The organism is Helicobacter saguini, from assembly GCF_000762875.2.
In the GTDB taxonomy this organism is placed as follows: domain Bacteria; phylum Campylobacterota; class Campylobacteria; order Campylobacterales; family Helicobacteraceae; genus Helicobacter_A; species Helicobacter_A saguini.
This window is the reverse complement of record NZ_JRMP02000002.1, coordinates 230,400-249,788: the sequence shown is the minus strand read 5'-3', so window position 1 is coordinate 249,788 and position 19,389 is coordinate 230,400. Positions and strand designations below refer to the sequence as shown.

The 19,389-nt window shown below is 28.1% G+C and carries 11 protein-coding genes and 1 pseudogene; 11 read left to right on the top strand and 1 reads right to left on the bottom strand.

Annotated features, from left to right (window positions below):
- The 10 genes and pseudogenes from LS64_RS12300 to LS64_RS02180 form a co-directional block, all read left to right on the top strand.
- On the top strand, nucleotides 1-745 hold a 745-nt coding region (locus LS64_RS12300), incomplete at its 5' end, for a bacteriophage T4 gp5 trimerisation domain-containing protein (protein ID WP_161976968.1).
- 103 nt (nucleotides 746-848) lie between these two features.
- Nucleotides 849-1,007, top strand: a pseudogene (locus tag LS64_RS02225) (3',5'-cyclic-nucleotide phosphodiesterase); the annotation flags it as partial.
- A gap of 1,642 nt (nucleotides 1,008-2,649) precedes the next feature.
- Nucleotides 2,650-2,997 carry a hypothetical protein gene (locus LS64_RS02215; protein WP_034571035.1) on the top strand — a complete coding sequence of 116 codons (348 nt, stop codon included), beginning with the start codon at nucleotides 2,650-2,652 and terminating at the stop codon, nucleotides 2,995-2,997.
- 526 nt (nucleotides 2,998-3,523) lie between these two features.
- The gene (locus LS64_RS02210) at nucleotides 3,524-6,529 is read left to right on the top strand and encodes a hypothetical protein (RefSeq protein ID WP_138127232.1); all 3,006 of its coding nucleotides are present in this window, start codon (nucleotides 3,524-3,526) and stop codon (nucleotides 6,527-6,529) included.
- A gap of 9 nt (nucleotides 6,530-6,538) precedes the next feature.
- Complete coding sequence (locus LS64_RS02205; RefSeq protein WP_118949272.1) at nucleotides 6,539-8,038, top strand: hypothetical protein; 1,500 nt, start codon at nucleotides 6,539-6,541, stop codon at nucleotides 8,036-8,038.
- A gap of 82 nt (nucleotides 8,039-8,120) precedes the next feature.
- Complete coding sequence (locus tag LS64_RS02200) at nucleotides 8,121-10,931, top strand: hypothetical protein (RefSeq protein ID WP_034571297.1); 2,811 nt, start codon at nucleotides 8,121-8,123, stop codon at nucleotides 10,929-10,931.
- Between the two features lie 71 nt (nucleotides 10,932-11,002).
- Nucleotides 11,003-11,497 carry a hypothetical protein gene (locus LS64_RS02195; RefSeq protein WP_034571294.1) on the top strand — a complete coding sequence of 165 codons (495 nt, stop codon included), beginning with the start codon at nucleotides 11,003-11,005 and terminating at the stop codon, nucleotides 11,495-11,497.
- A 19-nt stretch (nucleotides 11,498-11,516) separates the two neighbouring features.
- A complete protein-coding gene (locus LS64_RS02190; protein WP_034571291.1) occupies nucleotides 11,517-12,779 on the top strand; it encodes a hypothetical protein in 1,263 nt (420 codons plus the stop codon).
- A gap of 56 nt (nucleotides 12,780-12,835) precedes the next feature.
- The gene (locus LS64_RS02185; protein WP_034571288.1) at nucleotides 12,836-16,108 is read left to right on the top strand and encodes a DUF4168 domain-containing protein; all 3,273 of its coding nucleotides are present in this window, start codon (nucleotides 12,836-12,838) and stop codon (nucleotides 16,106-16,108) included.
- Nucleotide 16,109: 1 nt separating this feature from the next.
- Complete coding sequence (locus LS64_RS02180) at nucleotides 16,110-17,561, top strand: hypothetical protein (RefSeq protein ID WP_034571286.1); 1,452 nt, start codon at nucleotides 16,110-16,112, stop codon at nucleotides 17,559-17,561.
- Nucleotides 17,562-17,667: 106 nt separating this feature from the next.
- Here LS64_RS02180 and hisF read toward each other — a convergent pair whose 3' ends face one another.
- Nucleotides 17,668-18,429, bottom strand: coding sequence for an imidazole glycerol phosphate synthase subunit HisF (hisF, locus tag LS64_RS02175; RefSeq protein ID WP_034571283.1), 762 nt, complete (start codon nucleotides 18,427-18,429; stop codon nucleotides 17,668-17,670).
- Between the two features lie 174 nt (nucleotides 18,430-18,603).
- Between hisF and clpP the strand changes: the two genes are divergently transcribed.
- A complete protein-coding gene (gene clpP, locus LS64_RS02170) occupies nucleotides 18,604-19,200 on the top strand; it encodes an ATP-dependent Clp endopeptidase proteolytic subunit ClpP (protein WP_034571280.1) in 597 nt (198 codons plus the stop codon).
- The last annotated feature ends 189 nt before the right edge of the window (nucleotides 19,201-19,389 follow it).

Genomic DNA, 19,389 nt, shown 5'->3' with positions numbered 1-19,389 from the left:
CGAACTAACATTAACCAACACAAAGAATAACGAACAAATATACTTACACGCCCAAAAAGACTATAAAGAAATCATAGAATCTAACTTTAATCAAGTAATAAAACAAGATAAAGATTCTGTAGTAAAAGGAAGCTACACTGAATCTATAAGTAAATCTCACACACAAAACATACTTCAATCAAAAAGCGTAAATGTAAAAGGAGAATACTTTACAAAAGTAGATTTAAGCAAAGATACATTAGTAGGCTTATCAAACACCCTAAATATATTAGGAGATAATAAAATAAGTATAGGTAGGAATCACACAGAATCTATAAAGGGGGATGGGGAGTGTATTGTAGAAGGGAAAAGTAGAAAAATTATTCAAGGCAACTTTGATATAATAGGTAATGCAAGCGGCAATATACATACAGCAAAAAGTCTTAATGTAAGTTCTAGTGGTGAATTAAGTCTAGTAAGCTCCAATATATTACATTTATCAAGTAAAGAATCTATTGGAATTTTGGCTAATAAATCATTAGCTATAAATGCTAATAATATCTTACATAAAAGTGAAAATGAATATATTATAAATGCAGAAAATGATATAACAATATCAACAAAGAAAAATATAAATATATCATTAGGCAATAAAATTTCAATTCAAGCTAGCAGCGATAACATAACATTACAGCTAGATGAAACTAAAATAAGCCTAGATAAATCAGGCATAACATTTAAAGGCAAGGTAAATATAACAACATAATATTACAACAAACAAAATTAGTGATTGCAAAAAGTTTGCTATAATAGCGAGATTAGTATAATTTTTCGTGTTTAAGGTAAGGGCGAAAATAGAAAGATTTATTATGAAAGTGTATCATTTATCGCATATCGATTTGGATGGGTATGGTTGTCAGCTGGTTTCTAGCGAGTTTTTTAGGGATATTAGATTCTATAATGCGAATTATGGGCGTGAGGTGAGTGTGCGGCTTAATTCGATTATTGATGAGATTGCGGGGTTTAAGCCAGCATCAAGTAGCCCTGCTAGTATTTTTGCGGATAATTCTCCTTTTAAGGTTAAAGATTCTAAACGTTCTAAAAATCTTAGTTTTAAAATTAATAACTTTATTATTAGTGAAACTAGGAATATTAGTGGTTTAGATTCTAAGAAGTTAGGGAATATAGAATCTAAATTGCAAGATTCTAAGTTAGATTCTAATAAATTAGAGAATCTAGATTCTAAAGATTCTATAAATTCTAAAATTAATAATTTAGATTCTAAAGAAGTTATAAAATCCAGCATAAAAGATTCCAAAAATCGCAATAAAAACATAGAATCTATAATAGATTCTAATAATAAAGTTACAGAAACTATAATTAAAGATTCTAAGAAATTACAGAATCTAGATTCTAAAGATTCTATAAATTCTAAAATTAATAATCTAGATTCTAAAAAACACTACAAAAATATAGAATCTAAAATAAAAGATTCTATAAAAACTACAGAATCCACAACAAAAGATTCTAACAATTCACAGAATCTAGATTCTAAAGAAATTACAGAATCTACAATAAATAACACACAAAAACTACAAAATATAGAATCTAATACACAAGATTCTAAAGATAATAATAAAGAAAAATTCATAATCCTAATCACTGATTTAAATCTTACTTTGAGCGAATGCAAGTTTTTAAGCGAGCAGGTTAAGGACTTGAAACTTAGCGGGCTTGATGTGGAGATTATCCTGCTAGACCACCACGCCACAGGGCAGGAGAGTGCGGAATCTTACGAGTGGTATCACCTTGATATTAATCGGTGCGCGACAAAAATCACTTATGAGTATTTGCTTGAGCGTTTTGGCTTGGATGCAGCCACGCAGGAGTGGCTAAAGCCTATGGTTGAGATGATTAACTCGGTTGATATTTGGCTTGAAGATGGCTTTGGCTTTGAGTTTGGCAAGGTCGCGATGAGCCTTATTGCGACAAGCAACGAGCTAAATCGCTATATGTTTGACACTGAGAGCCGCGAGTATAAGCTAGGGCTGCTGCGGAGGGCTTTTGAGTATTTCAAAGAGTATGAGAGCAAGGCTGGCGGGCTAATTAATGGTAAGGCATTCGATGAAGTCGCCTTTGATAATGAGATTTTTTTCCTTAAAAAAGAGGCGCTTGGCGGCGATAAAAATAGTGAGACGATGGATAATATCATTTCGCGCGCGCAAGTCGCACTCCTTGAGAGAAAAAAAGAGACTTGCAAGGTGTATTATGAGGATAAGGTCGGCTTTCTTAGCTATGGTATGGGCGGGATTTCGGTCGTGGCAAATCGCTTTTTGACGAATAATAAGGAGTTTGACTTTTACATCGATGTGGGCAGTCGTGGGAATGTGAGCCTGCGTTCTAATGGGAACTGCGATGTGAGCGCGCTTTCACAGGCTTGTTTTAGCGGTGGTGGGCATAAAAACGCCAGTGGTGGGCGTATGGATGGCTTTAAGGAGAGCTTTTTATATGAGGATATTAGAGCACAAGTGCAGGATTTCCTTGATAATAAGGACGACTGGGAGTTGTGAAAATTCATTAGTATTAAAGCAAGTAAAATTTTAATAAATAGTTAACTTATAAAAAAAGTTTCGTACTATAACAAATTAGCTTATATCAAGGGAGAATAAAATGATACAGCTGAATCATACATGCGAAATATGTGGAAACAAACAAAATATATTGATGGCTTATGATATAAGCAATGAAAAAGGAAAAATTATGTTTCAGTGCAAAAAATGCCACACAAAGTATAGAATTAATATACCAAGCTTTAAGTTTCAAATTATTGTTCTTTTGATTGTATTTGCTATTATTGTACCTCCTGCTATTTATGCTTTACTTAATGATATTATGGATAAGTTTTGGATAGAAGTTTTATTGGCTGTTATATTTATACTTTCAGCTCTTATTCTAACAATTACAAAAAGCTCAATTACAAAGATTGATAATAATGATGAAGGAGATAAAAGTGAGTAAAATAACAAATAATGTAATCTTTGTATCACAAAAACACAAAAATTACAATGTTAATATAAATATAGAAAAAATAAATTATTTAGATGATAAACATTTTAGCTTAAATAATATAATACAAATGCAAGTAGTAGATTTAAAGTTAGCTATGCAAATATATCTTAATCAAAAAGGAAGCGTTACGCAATCAAAATATATTTTTACATTAGATAAGAGTAGTAAAATAGCTCTAGAACAAAATAATAAAAAAGATAAGTCTTTAGAATCTTTTAATAATGCTATATCTATTATATCAAGCAAGCAAGAGAGTTTAGATATAAATGCAATTATGATAGAATTAGCATCACTTTTACAAGAAAAAAATATAGACAAAAGCACAGATAAAATCAATACTAAATTCAATAAAATAAAACAGAATCTAGAATCTTATAAAGATAAAACTTTAAATCTTGATAATATAAAAGACTGCGATTTTTTTGATACCAAAAAAGCTTTTGATAAAACAAAAGATTCTATAAAAGAGATAATAATGCAAATAAATCAATATGAAAATATATCAAAGGAAGACTTTGAAAATAGATTTAACAAAGGGGCTATTATACTTAGTATAAGTATTTTTATGACAACACACACTCCATTACTAGTGCATATTTTAGTATATAAACTAGGTAGCAGTGCAGCAAAAAGAGTGCTTTTATTGTTATGTGGTAGTATTATAGGACCTACTGGTATACTTATTTCTATCACTTTATTGTTATTTGAAATAATGGATTTTTTTGTTTATAGAGTGCAAGAAAATAAAAAAATTACACAAGCCTATAGGCTTTATGGGGCAATTATAAGTATTTATGAAAAACTTGAATATTCATTAGCTAGTTTTTTAAACCTTAAAAATACAGGATTTGGGAATCTAATCACAACACAAAATAACAATACTCTAACTTATCATCTCTATCCTAACCATAATGAATTTATCTCTACTTGTGTATATGATATTATAAGTAAAGATATACTAAAAGATACACAATTTAAAGTTAGCCTGTCATTACAAAAAGAAATGATAAAAAATGATAAATATCTAAACAATATTTTTGAGATAAACAATATAGATTCTAAATCTCATATTGCAAACACGCAATTTTCAACATTTAGCATTGATAATATTGATAGTGCGGATATTACTGAATCTTCAGCATTTCAACATATTAAAAATATATTTCTAAGATTTGATAGCTTTTTATTTGTTAAAACTTCTAGCTTTTCTTCTTTATTAGCAAATGATATTTTAATGCAAAGCTTTAAAACAAGTAATCAACACAATCCTGCAAGGATAAATAAAACTGCATTGTTTCTTACAAATTGTTTGCATAATGGTGTAAGTGAATATAAAGTGCAACAACATATAAAAAATACACTGCAAAACAATGAGAATATAAAAAATAATGTTTTATTTCTATCGGCTATGTGTAGGATTGAAAAAAACAAACTTGAGTATATATTTTTAAAAATATATAATATTAATAAAAATATGGAAAAAGCCATAGATAATATGCGAAAACATACACCATACATACTTAGAATGGATTATAAATACATTGATGCACATATAAAAAGTTATAAAAACGTAAAAACATTTTTTATGGATAAATACAATGATATTCAATTAAAAAAAGATGCGTTTATACATTGTGATATTAATGACATAGCTGAACTTTTTATTTATATTCTACATAGTTCTTTTCAATGGGATTATTTCAATATAATGTCTTGGGATTTTGGTAATATACAACAAGATACAAACATATATCAATATAAAATACAATTTCAATTAGAATGTCAAGCAATTATCACAAAAAACTATAATGAATTATTGAAAATATCCTTAGATATTACAAAAATATTGTCATATTTTAGTAATTTTAATTTTATGAAATTGCAAGAATACCAAAAAGAAATTGATAACATATACAAACAACAAAGAAAAGATATAGAAAAATATTTTAAAGAAAAAAGTAATATTTTTTATAATATAGATTCTATAAAAGATTTATGTTTATGTGTGTTAAGTAGATATTTTTATAAAGATTCTAATTTAGAATTAATATACGAAAAATATCAAAATATGCAATTTAGTAAACTTGAAAAAGACGTAAAAGATGATAATAAAATGGAATATGAAAATATCCTAGAAACTATAATAATGCCGCTTTTACCATTAAATATTTCAATGCTAAATTGTTTAGATGAAAATGAAAGATTATTATTTTATGAAATTATTTTAAATGAGATAAAAAAATATAAACAGAAATACCAAATTTTAGATAACATTATAGGAATATATTATGTTAATCTTACTGTATTTGTTATATTAAATACAAAGGATAAGTCAATACAAGATAATATTAGAAAAATATATGATATTCAAAAAAACACACAAGATATAATGGAAGCAATATTAAATGGAATTGCTAATATAAGTAAAGATTCTGCTAAAAACATAGCAAAAGAATTATTAAAAAATAAATACCCATTTATAACCCCACTTATTAATGATAATATTAAAGATGTATTAAAAGATATAACAAAAGCACTTGCAAATAACCTAGATAAAAACAATACTTATATAAAAGAGTTAAATACATTATCTAAACATTCAAATAAGCTAACATATAACATTACGGCAATAATCACCAAAGTAACAATTGGATATGTTACTAATAAAATACTTGATAAAATATTTCCTACACATATAAGTAGTGTAAGCGAAATGAGACAAAAAGCTATTACATTACTTATTGCTATCAATAGACACACAGATACACCTTATGCTAGTTGTAAAAAAGGTAGCAAATATATTACATTACCTATAGAAATCACTCAAACATTAATAAATGCAGATATAAAAGCTATGATAATTGGTGGCTCTCCATTAAATAGTGGCTTTTGTATGCACTCTCCTAGTGTAGCATTATTTCACAATAATGAAGATACAGCAATGCAAACACTTTTGCAAACATTAAGAAATTTTATGAATCATAATGTGGATATAAATAAGGTTGGAGAAAAAGGTGGCAGTGCATTTAAAGATGCATATTGTAAATTATGGTATTACCTAGAAATGGGTGAAAATAAACAAATAGAATCTTATTTAAGAAATACATTATACATCCAGCCAAAATCTTGCACATTGCATAAGATTACTCATAAACTACTTATTACCACAAAGCTAAAAATATCAAAAGATTCTAATAATAAATCGTTTTTAGACAACAATAAAAAAGAAAACTTTATTGAAATAAAATATAATGAAAAAGGAGCAATAGCAATAAATAGAGATTTTTTAATACAGCTTAAACGAATAGCAGGGTGGAATTATGAAATATATAAAGAAAGAATAACTCCAAGTAAATCTACAATAACGAAAGGTGAACGACAAAAAGATTATGCAAAAAATACTATCCCTGATAATTGGTTATGTGGTAATCTTATTTATGACAAAGATTTTATCCCAACGACAATAGATATAAAAGATTAAAGGAAAAAGATGAAAGGTGCAATATTTGAAGAAGAAGAAATATCATTATGGAAAAAGCTTTATGATGAAGTAGATAGAATAAATGAAACACCACCTTATAATAGCATGACAGAAGAAGAAATGAGAATGGAAGTTTTTAAATTTATGCTACAAACTATCAAATCCTACAAACAATCCCCAAATGGTAATGGTATGAAATGGAGCAAAGAAGAAAAAGAAAAGTTTATAAAGCTAAGCTATAAAGAACAGCGAAAAATGATAGTAAGAAAAAGTGAGTTAAAATCAAGTTTATTTCCTTATGTTGATGTAGATTATGAGCCTTATAAATATAGTGATAGAATAAGTGATACAGCAAAAAAGGCGTATGATAAAGCAACTAAGATTCTAGAATCTAAATCTAAAATAGATTTTAATAATTTAGATTCTAAGATACAACAAGAAATATTACAAAATCTAAGAATAGCCTATAATGAAAGATACTTAAAAGCGGGAGTAGAACTAGCAAGACTATTATTTAAAAAATCACATTTAAAAGGTGGAGATGAAAGCAGAAAAGATTTGTATGAATGTCTTAAGATAACAAAAGAGCTAATGAATGAAAAGATACCAGAAAATAGCTATATGTATTATCAATTATATAAATGGAGTATAGATAATGATAGGCTTTATAATTCATCTATGACAGCTTATGATTTAGGATTATTAAGAGAAGTAGCACTAGAGTGTTACAATCACGCATTAGAATCTATTGTATGGGAGGCAATAGATGAAGAAGCACAAAGAGAAGAGAATAATTATACTCGTATGTTTAGAGCTGAACTCTATCTTGCCGCTGCTATAAAATATCAAAGCCCTTTGGCTTTCTATTTAGCAGCACATAATTATTCTCCTAATGATGTTTTTCCGTATTCTGTATATAATGAGCTTATAATGCATCATGCCTGTTTGCGTTGCTCTATCGCTTTAGGTGGAGATGGAATAGACACACTTCGTAGGAATTATATCTCAGCTACTAAAAATATGCCAATTTCTCCTTTGAAAGCTACCAAATTAAAAACATATCAAAATAAAAGTAGCACACAAAAAGGCTTAATAAATGGTCTTGACCCATATTTTGATACTAAATTCCCACCTGATTTAATTATAGATTTTTCATTTTTTTGCACTAATTGTATGTATGGAGCGATAAAATTGGATGATGATGGCAGATGGATGGGGATTTCTTGGGCGGTAGAACATGGTTATGTAAAAGACCCTAGGACAAAAGACTCAACATTAGAATCTATAAAAGAATATTATCTTATGATGTGGAAAGTGATAGTGCAAAGATATAAGGGTGTAGGGTTTGAAGCATATACAGGTGCGATATATATTATTGGTAAAAGAATCTACTCGAATCTTATCTATGGTCTCCCATCTGCTCGTCCTTACATATTCCCAAAAGAAGTGCTAGATTTAAAAATAGATTTTAATGAAGGCTTAGAAGAAGTTTATAAAACTAAAAAATAGATTTGCGTGATTTACTTTAAGCTATAATTATAGTCAAGCAAATTTTATTTATAGATTCTATAAATATTTTTAAGGTTTAGAAATGTCAGTAAAAATCACACAAATATCATTTAAATATAATACAAATGATATAAAATACACAATCGACAACTTAATATACAATGCCAAGAGTGATATTACTTTTATCTCAAATCATTATAATATTTTATATACAAAAATAGATTCTAGTACTTTAGAGAATCTGTTAGTGAAAAAACAAAAGAATATTAAAAAAGTATATGCTTATTTTTATAACGATATAGATTCTAAAACACAAACAAGAAATTTGACATATAAAGTCTTGCAAACAGATTCTAATGATATTTTTAAAAATTTTTTAAATAGCATAAAAAATCAGGCAAACAAAAACAAAAAGCAACGTTTGCTAGACCTAAATAATGCTTTACACTCAAATCCAAGCAATAAAGATTCTATAGAATCTGAAATAAAAACTATAAAAAATTATAAAGATGATATTTTTTCAAATATGAATTTTATAGATTTTGATACTTTTAATAAAGAAGTTAAGATATTAAATAAGAATATAATTGCCCAATTAGAATCTAATACTAAAATTTATGACTTATCACTTATTACATTGCAAGAAACTAAGGAAAATATTAACAATGCTTTTGATAATTTATTATCTTTTATCATGCAGACTTATAAAGATGGGAACAATCAAAAAGATAAAAATTTATTTATTCTTATAAGTGGATTATTAATTGAGTGTATATTATTTATTATCACATCTAATTATTTATCATTAGCAATTACAACCATAGATATGATATTTCAAATGTATGAATATCACAAAAATAATAAATTTTTTGAAGAAAACAAATTTTATTTTCCGCTTATAATCCCCATTTTAGAATCTTTTTTTACGCAAGTATCGTATGGTATTGCTACTTGCACTAAAAGCTTATCTAATTCTTTTCTTATTTGTGATAATAATTTTATTATGTTTTCAAATATAGATTCTATAAATTCCAATAAATATATAATGTCAAATCAAGTAGCTCTAAGTGGTAGTTTTACAAATATTGAAAGCAAAGAAGAATTTATATCTGCCATAACGCAAAAATTATCAAATAGCAATATAGATTCTAAAAGTAGCGGAAAAATTTTTACGCGTTTTAATTCATCTTTTGAATCTAATAGTTGTTATGATATGCTACAAAAAAAATGTTTAGGTGGAAGTTTTTTGAATTTTATGTATATACAACATCCATTTTTTACATCACAAACCTTAGCAACATTGATAGCTAGGTCTAAATCTAATAATGAAACCTCAAAAACATCAAAAAACTATCTATTTATTACAAATTCTCCTGCACGTCTTATTAATAAAACAGCAGAATATATTTACACTTCAAGTGAATTATTAAATTTTAAAATAAATGGCAGACCACAAATTAACGATATGCAAAAAGTTAATAACGCAAATAAAGATTACTCAAAATATGATTTAGAAAAAAGAAAAAGCAATAGAATTGCTCCATTAGTGGTATCATTATCGCCCTTTGCTAGAATAGCAAGAAATATTTATGAAGGATTAAAGACAAAGACAGAAAGTATTGACATCTCAAATCATATTCCTATTGCGTCTAGTGTAAATTCTTTAATTAATTATTTTGTAGATATTACTATTGAACCGCAGGCATATAAATATATTTCTAAATTTTTTCAACCAGAAATAAACTTAAATAATATAAATAAAAATTTACAAAATATAAGGAAAAAGATATTAAGTAACACTAATGAATTTTTAGAATCTTTACGGACCAAAAAAGATTTATCATATTTTCATTACGAAATCTCAAGTATATTTATTATAACTATATATTTAAGTGTGCTTAAACAAATGAATTTTTCTTTAATATTTAAAGGTGAATTTTTAGAAATTAAAGATATGGATTTTAAAAATAATGCTTTAAGGTTTAATTTTGGCATTGCTAATTATGCAAGTTTTAATAATTCTAACTCGATTTTTTTAATATCAAAGCTACAAAAGAAAAATAATATTCAAGATAATATATGCCTAGAAGAACTAATAGAATCCTTTGAATCTTTTAGCTTTAATAATAAAGAGTTTGTGTTTGAAAATCTACACATAAACTTAGATTCCAACCATGTTAGCAATGCAAATGTTTTTAGCTCCTTAAGTATAATTAGTGTTTTTGAATCTAATTTTTTAAATGATGAAGAAAAAGCCTCATTTAAGCTTTTAGATGAGCCTACCAAAAAATCATTAATGGAAATTATACTAGATTTAGCTTCTCATATATTAAAAGATTCATTTCTTTTTATATTTCCGTTGCCACAATATTTTATAAACAATAATATGCAGGAATTAGAAAAAAATGCCATAAAACTTATGATAATTTTATCGTTTGCCTATAACACAAAATTAAAAAAATACGCATGGCTATCTATGTTTGGAATCTTTAGTAATATCTTTAAAGATATTTATAAACATTTTAACGATAATACGCTAAAAGAATACGCAAAACATACAAAAACTATCTTCTCAAAAAAAATCACACAATTTAAGTCATACTACAAGACAACACTACAATCTAATAGTAACAATCATACAAAAGCAATAAAACAAATAAGTCTAGATTCTATCAAATCAATATCTTTTAATACAAGAAGTGCATTGATTGTAATATTCATGCAAAATATATCAAAATTAATAATAAATGATTTATGGAAAACACATTTTGAAAAAATGAAAGATAGATATGAAGAGTTAGAATTTATATTTACAGAGAAATATAATCCACCTTATGCGATAATGAAAGAAGATTATGTGTATTATCCACTTGAAATCCAAGCACAATTATAGCATTTGATTTATCTAGTGCATTAATTGGCGGTGATTTACGTAGTGGTGGCATAGAGTTTTTTCCATATATTATGCCATATATAGACAATGATAATAAAGCCATAAGACAGCTTTGTATTAAACAGCTTTTATGTTTTATAGTTTATGATTTATTTAGAGGTGAAATTAGCGATAATGATTTTGCAAATAAGATTCTAAAAATAAGCGAATTAAGTGTCAAAGACATACAAATATACAGCCTTGATAGCAATATAAATAAATTTACAAAGAAACAAATATTAGATAATGAGATGAATAAATACAAAGATATTGAAAAATATAGTGATACAGCAGAAATACTTAAAGAGTACAACAAAGCAATATTATATCTTGCAGAAAAGATAGATGGCATTGCAAATGTAACTATAAGCGATAAAGCCTTTTTAGAATCTTTAAAAGCAATAGGAAAGCATAATATACAAGCATTATATTGGAAAAAAGAGCATAAAACTAATACAATGCAAAAACCAATAATAGGTCGCCTTGCAACTATGATTATACAAGATGGTGGATTTTGGGGGAGATAACTTAATATTAAGGAATAGTATGTCACAGAAAAAATATTTACTTACACCAAGTGGTATAAAAGTTTACCTTGATTCACAAGGTATGCCAATTTTAAAGGGTAAAAGTATCAATAAACATAGACAGGAATACAACGAAGCGTTATTTCAGGCAGATTCTATACTAAGAAATTCCCCATATTTTAATTATAAACCTTTGATATTTAAAAAAGATTCTAACATGCAAGGATTTAGGGGATATAATAATGCTAATTTATATGTGCTAAATTGGAAGAAACTATATTTAGAGCATCCAAAAAAGAAAATGATAGCACCATGGACTAATAGTGAAAAGGCATATTTTGAATCCTTAAATACTACTACACAAAGGTATCAATATTTATGTATTAGAAGTGGCTTAAGAAGTTCTGTGGTAGATATACCGCTAGAGGCAATAGGCAATGGTAGTAAATATCCACAGCTAGTAGATGAAGTAGAAGATGGAAGTGGATATAATCCAATTGAAATAGTATCAGCAGAATATAATTTAAGTATAGCTTTATTAGGTTATGAAGAAGGCTTTAGAGATGCAGGATATGACAATACTCCATTTCTTGCAAGGAGAATTCAATCAAAGACCTTAAGTGTGCAAGTAGGCTTTATCCCACATAGTGATGAACCATTGTGGCACGTAAAACCAAATAGATTCAATAATCCATTAAAAAACGCTATGGTTACCCAGCTAGAACAGAGTATAAAACCAGATAGATTTGATATGTATCCTTATATAGATGAATTAGTGCCACCAAGTTGGAATTGGGATTTTGCTAGGACATGTGATACTTATAAGCAAGGGATATATGATTCTGTTGCATTTTCTTTAGTCGATATGAAAAATGAAGGTAAATTAATAGACCCAACACTCAATCCTTCTCAAAGTGAAAAAAGTAGAAAAGAATACTATAAATTTTTGAAAGAAAACTATAATAAATATTTAATAAGATACGACTATGGTATAGAGGATGATAATGATGACCCTTCAAGAGATTTAGAATTTTTTATTATACGAATGATAGCAGAGGCTAAAATCATAGCTGTTACACCACCACAAGGATACCCAAATGCACCATATTATTTTTTTCCAGAGGATTTAGAAGAGAGATTTGAAAATGGCACACTAGATTTTAATCTAGACCCAAGAATCCCAGCAATACAAAGAGTTGGCTTTCCACCACAATTAAGACAAAAGATTCTAAATTATGCAAAAAAACATAAGATAAAAGATGATAAAATTAATTATGGATAAAGTTATTTAGCAAGTTAATAGTGTTAAGATAGAATCTAAGCAAAAAAGGATAAAATATGTCAAATACAATACACACAAATACTTTGTTTATATCAAATACCACACTATACAATAAAGCAATTATAAATGATAGTATTTCAAATAAATCAAGCATTGAATATAAAGAAGATATATTGTATATTAATGTACAACAAGAATTAGAAAATCTATTAAGCATTATAGAAAATTTTAAGCAAGGTAAATATGAAGTGCAAGATGATAATAAGCATATAGATAAATATCTTAAAGCAATAAATGACAATTACTATAAGGTATTAGATTTATTAAAAAATATAAATTCTGGTAACGCGATAAATGCACTAACACAAATGCAAAATATCAAATCAAATTATTCTAATGAAATTAAAAAATATGAGAAAAAAGCACAAGATGAATATAACTTGTATGATATTCAAAGGGAAGCAGAGCAACTATCTAAAACAATCCTAAAAGATTTTGGTATTCCAATAGCTATATTTCTTGCGATAGATGTAGGATTAAAGAATAATAAAATACTTATTAGCTTAGCAAATATTATACTTGGTGTTAGCCCACATTTAAGGTTAGCCACACTTATTTTAGGCGGAATCTTAAGCTTAGTGGATATGTATAAAGCAATAAATAATCATGACAAAAGAAAAGAGTTAGAAAATATTATTTATAAACATTTTGCAAGAATTTTATATATCTTAGATTCTATAAACTCATCGTATAAAAACTCACATATAATAAACATGAGCAACAATAAATATGGTAATTTTCGTATTGAAAATATTGATTCTAGTGGAAATGCAATAGCTTTAAAACTTATTATAGAATCTTATAGAATCTACAATCAATTTGATAGCAATGAATGTTTATTTAATATTTCTATTACATATCAAACTCGAGTAAATACACAAAACTTAAGAGATTCTAATTATAGTTATTCTCAAATTTCGTTATTTACAGGATTGCAAGGTGCTATTTATGATGAAACATACATTAATCAATCTCCGTTAGAGTATCTATCTATAAAATTTCAAGATTCTATAAATAGACAAAAAGACAAAGTGAAATATTTTAATTATAAACATACAAATAATGTTTTATCAACAAACTTTAATAATACTAAAAATCTTTCCATAAGCTCATCATTCCAGCATTTAAAAAATATGTTTTTAGAATCTAGCAATTTTTTATTGGCAAAAACGCAGAGTTTTAGCTCCATGCTTATACTTGATTTATTGCTTCAAGGTTTTAAAATGTCTAGTCAAAAAAATAAACCATTACAAAAAAATATGATTTTTATTACAACCCCATTATACACAAAATCCATTGAGTATAAAATACAAAAAGAAATACAAGATATTTACAATAAAAAGACATCAATCAAAAATCACATATTGTTTTTAACACCTATATATAAAATTAATAAAACAAGGTTTTTTAGTAAGATGCGACAAGATTTATTAAAGGAAGCTGAAGAATTAGATTCCAAATTGCCATTTCTATTTACAAATAGAGCAGATAAAATAACAAATATATTGAATAAATTATTTATCAAGAATAGTGCAGATAGATTAGATTTGCAAACAGCTTATAATGTATTTAAAGAGTTGTTTACGATTATTGTTGTAAATGATGATATGGGATTAGCTTGGTATCACAAAAGAATATCTCCTGCAAAAACATTAGAATATAGCGACAGAGTAAGACCGCATATAACCAATATGATAAATACTCTAAATTATTTTGCAGTATTATTTTCTTATTTTTATGATATAGAATCCATTGTTCCGCAAGATATTAAAAAAGATGTGGATAGTATAAAAAACAGGTTTGAAGATTCTATAAAAGATATTAAACCTTCTAGTTTACATAATTTTTTATTGCAAGCTATAAATATTTATTATTCATCAAAGATAAATATAAAAGATATTGAAAAATTTAAGAATAATATTATAAAAACATATAATAGCCAAAAGATACACAAAAAATATACAAAAATTATTATACAAACTTATGAGGATTTATCCTTTACATATAGTAATAGTGGTTTTCTTGATAAAGCTTACATAATTAATTTTATAGAAAGAACTATACCATTAGCTATGCAAAAAATACTTAAAGAAATACTAGATACAGATATATATTTTAAGTTTTGTTTTATTGTATTTGTAGATTTTGATTTTGATGGTATAGAGAATGTATTTGTTAAGTCTTTGCTATTGTATAATGTGAGTAAAAATATCGAAAATAAGATTCAAAATTCTAATACTTTTGTTTTTACTCAACGTATAAAAGAAGAATTACAAAATAATGCACTAAATACAACCACAAGCAATATTAAACCAAATGCTAAAGATTTGCTAGCAAATCTACTAGAACATCAAAACATAAAAGCAATAAAATATACATTGCAAGAAAGCATAGAGTATTATGAAAAAATCTTTAAGGATAAGAAAATTACCACTAATAACCTACAATCTTTTGGGGTAAATTTTTTAATAGATATAGCACTAGATTCTATATTTTCTAAAATATTTCCAAATGCAAGTAAAAATCTTGCAAAAGAAAAGATAGTTGATATATTTTTATCAAGTAGACGTTATAAAAATATGCCATATTCTAAGTGGGAGAATGACTCCCCGCATATTTATTTGCCAGAGCCAATTGAGCAAACATTTCTTAGTGCTGATTTTTCTGCCATGCTAATAGGTGGCTCACCTTTTAATGCAGGATGTTGTATGTATAACCCAAGTCTTGCAGGATTTATACAAGATATTGATGATACTAAAAAATATACTTTAGAAATACTAAGAAATTATATATGCGGAAAAAATAGAAATATAATCCCATTAAGTAATTTTCACACTCAAACATATAGTATTTATAAAATTGCATATTGCAAAGTATTGTGCTATATAGATATGGCTAAAGATGAGCATATTTTGTATTTGGCAGATACCATTCCTAATCATAATATAAATGATATAAAACGTATTTTTAGTACACAATATCTTATGGATTTTAAAAAACTTATAAAAACCAAATTAAAGGTTGAAGCTAATGATGACAAAGAAGAAAATGTTGATAACAATTTCAAAGCTTCAAAGCCTATAACAACCACTAGAGATTTTATAATACAGCTAAAGAGAATAGCAGAATATAATTATTATGTATATAACGGAGATTTTGATAAAATTAGAGCTGGTAGTGAAGGTTTTAAAGAAGAGCCAAAATTATTAGGGAATCTTGTATATGATAAAAACTTTATACCAACTACAATAGATATTAAAAAGGATTAAAATGAGTGAAGCAATTTTTAAAACAAGCGAATTGCCATTTTGGCAAAGATTTTACAAAGAAGTAGAAGAATTTAGGGTTAGCTTACCAGCAGATGCAAATTCTCTTAGTTTTATAAAGCAATATGAATTAAATTTTATAATGCATACTCTTAAATCATATAAACACTCTCCAAAGGGTAATGGCATAAAATGGAGCAAGGCTGAGAAAGATAAATTTATGAAGTTAAGCGTAAAAGAACAAAGAAAAATGATTGTAAAAAAAAGCGAATTAAAATCAAGTTTATTCCCAAATATCAATGCAGATTCCAAACCTTATGAATACAGTGGTAGAGTTTCTAATACTGCTAAAATCGCTTATGATAAAGCAATGAAGATATTTGATAGGTTTGATGTAAAACCTGAGAATTTTGATAGGTTTGATGTGGATATACAACAAGAAATATTACCACTTCTTAGATTAGCATATAAAGAAGGATATTCTAAGGCTGGTGTAGCATTAGCTAAATGTTTATTTGATAGAGCACGTTTTAGCTTTAGAGATGAAGCACCAAGCCAACTTGCTGAATGTTCTAATATAGTTCATGCTTTATTACATGAAAAAAATCCCGAAGTAAGCTATATGTATTATCAACTATATAAATGGGCAACTCGTACAACTAGGTTAAATTATATACATATTACTCCTAGTGATTTAAACCTAAATCGTGCAGAAGCAATACATCAATATAACTATGCTTTAGAATCTTGTCTTTGGGAAGTAATCGATATAGAAGCACAAAGAGAAGAGTTTAGCAAGACATACGTGAAAGCAGAGTTATGGTTGGGTGCCGCTCTTGTGTATAAAAGTCCTTTAGCTTTCAGGCTTGCTGCTTCGTCTTATAAAAATAGCGATATATACGCACTTGTAATGTATCATGCGTGTAAGCGTTGTGCTATTGCTTTAGGTAGTGAAGATGATATTAATGCGTATGCGTATAACTACACTAGAGGATTAACCATGTTGCATCCTTCAAAGCTAAAGGCAACACAAATGCAAACTTACATGGATAAGCCGCCAAAGCAAAAGGGTTTAATAAATGGTTTAGACCCATATTTTGACACCAAATTTCCACCTGATTTAATAATAGATTTAACAGGGATACAAAATCCATGCGTTTATGGTGGCGACAAGAATAAGATAGGTTTAGTGTATGCAAGAGAACAAGGACTTATAAAAGACCCTAGAGATAAAGATTCAACTCCAGATTCCATAAAAGATTACTATGTAAAAATGTGGGATATTCTAATTAATGTATATTATAAAGATTATCAAAAAATGCCACCACTATATCATTTATCAACATATATGGCTATAAAAATATATAGAAATTTAGAATATGGGCTACCATCTGCTAGACCTTATATTTTTCCAAAAGAAGTGTTAGATATACCAATAGATTTTAAGGGACTTTAGGGTAATATTGACTTATTTTAAAGTTAGCTAAATCTGTTTAAATTTTGGTGTTAGCATTTTTAGAATCTAGATTGAAATTTTTATTGCTTTTGTGAATAATTAGAATCTAGATTCTAACCTTAACGCCGTTTTGGGCTAGAAAATGTTTTAAGTCCATAATCTCAATTTCGCCATAGTGGAAAATACTAGCCGCGAGTGCCGCATCTACGCCGATTTCAAAGGCATCCAAAATATGCTGCATGGAGCCCGCCCCACCACTTGCGATAATGGGCAAATTGCAAGATTCTAGCGCCTTAGAGAGTTTAGATAAATCAAAGCCGCTTTTTGTCCCATCGCTATCCATACTCGTTAGTAAAATCTCGCCTGCACCGCGACTTTGTGCTTCTTTTAGCCACGAAACCATCTCACGCGCGCTATCTTTCCGCCCACCATGCGTGAAAACGCCGATAGAGCCATCACTTCGCTGCTTTACATCCACCGCCACGACCACGCACTGACTGCCAAATTTCTGCGCGGCTTCATTGATAAAATCAGGGCGATTTAACGCCGCAGAATTAAGGCTAACCTTGTCACACCCAGCATTCAATAAGTCGCTAATATCGCTCAAAGTCGCAATCCCACCGCCCACGCTAAGCGGGATAAAGACCTGCCGCGCGATAGATTCTATGACCTTCAAAGTCGCCTTACGCCCTTCAAAACTCGCATTTATATCAAGGAAAACAAGCTCATCAGCCCCGCTATCATTGTAACGTTTCGCCACATCAATAGGGTTTCCAGCATCTTTTAAACCTATGAAATTCACGCCCTTTACCACGCGACCATCCTTTATATCAAGGCAGGGAATTATCCGTTTTGCTAGGTTTGTCATTTTTACTCCTTTTTAATAATTAGATTCTATAAAAAATAAGAAAATTCTAAATTTCATAACTTCAAAATTTTCAAAGTTCAGCCAAACTTTCACATTTCTAACAAATTTCATAGAATCTACATAACTTTTTGATATAATCTTGCCTTTTAGATTCTAAAATAAAAGGGTTAAGATATGAACTACATTCCTTATGTGATTGAGAAAACGGGGCGTGGCGAGCGAAGTTATGATATTTATTCGCGTTTGCTAAAGGACCGCATTATTATGCTAAGTGGCGAGATTGACGATGGTGTGGCGAGTTCCATTGTCGCCCAGCTGCTATTTTTGGAGGCTGAAGACCCGCAAAAAGATGTGTTTTTGTATATCAATTCGCCAGGGGGTAGCGTTACTAGCGGCTTTAGCGTTTATGATACGATGAGCTACATTAAGCCTGATATTTGCACGATTTGCGTAGGGCAGGCGGCAAGTATGGGCGCGTTTTTGCTTAGTTGCGGCACAAAGGGTAAGCGATATGCGCTCCCAAATGCGAGAATTATGATACATCAGCCACTAGGTGGGGCGCGCGGACAGGCGAGTGATATTGAGATTCAGGCACGTGAAATCTTGCGACTAAAAAGTATCATTAATGAGATTTTAAGCAAAAATACAGGGCAAAGTGTGAAAAAAATCATAGCTGATTGCGAACGTGACTACTATATGAGCGCAGAAGAAGCGGCAAAATACGGGCTAATTGATAGCATTATGAAACGTTCTAGTGAAGTGAAGAAATAAGGGGATAAATTTATATAATATATTTTGAATTGTGTAATTTTTACATATTTCATATAAAAAATGTTTAGAATCTAAACGCTTTTAAAAAAATTCTTAAAATTGTTGTGTTTTAAGATTCTAATAATGTAAAGCGTTGTATAATTGCGTTTATTAATCTAATATTTTTTGATAATATTAGATTCTATAAAA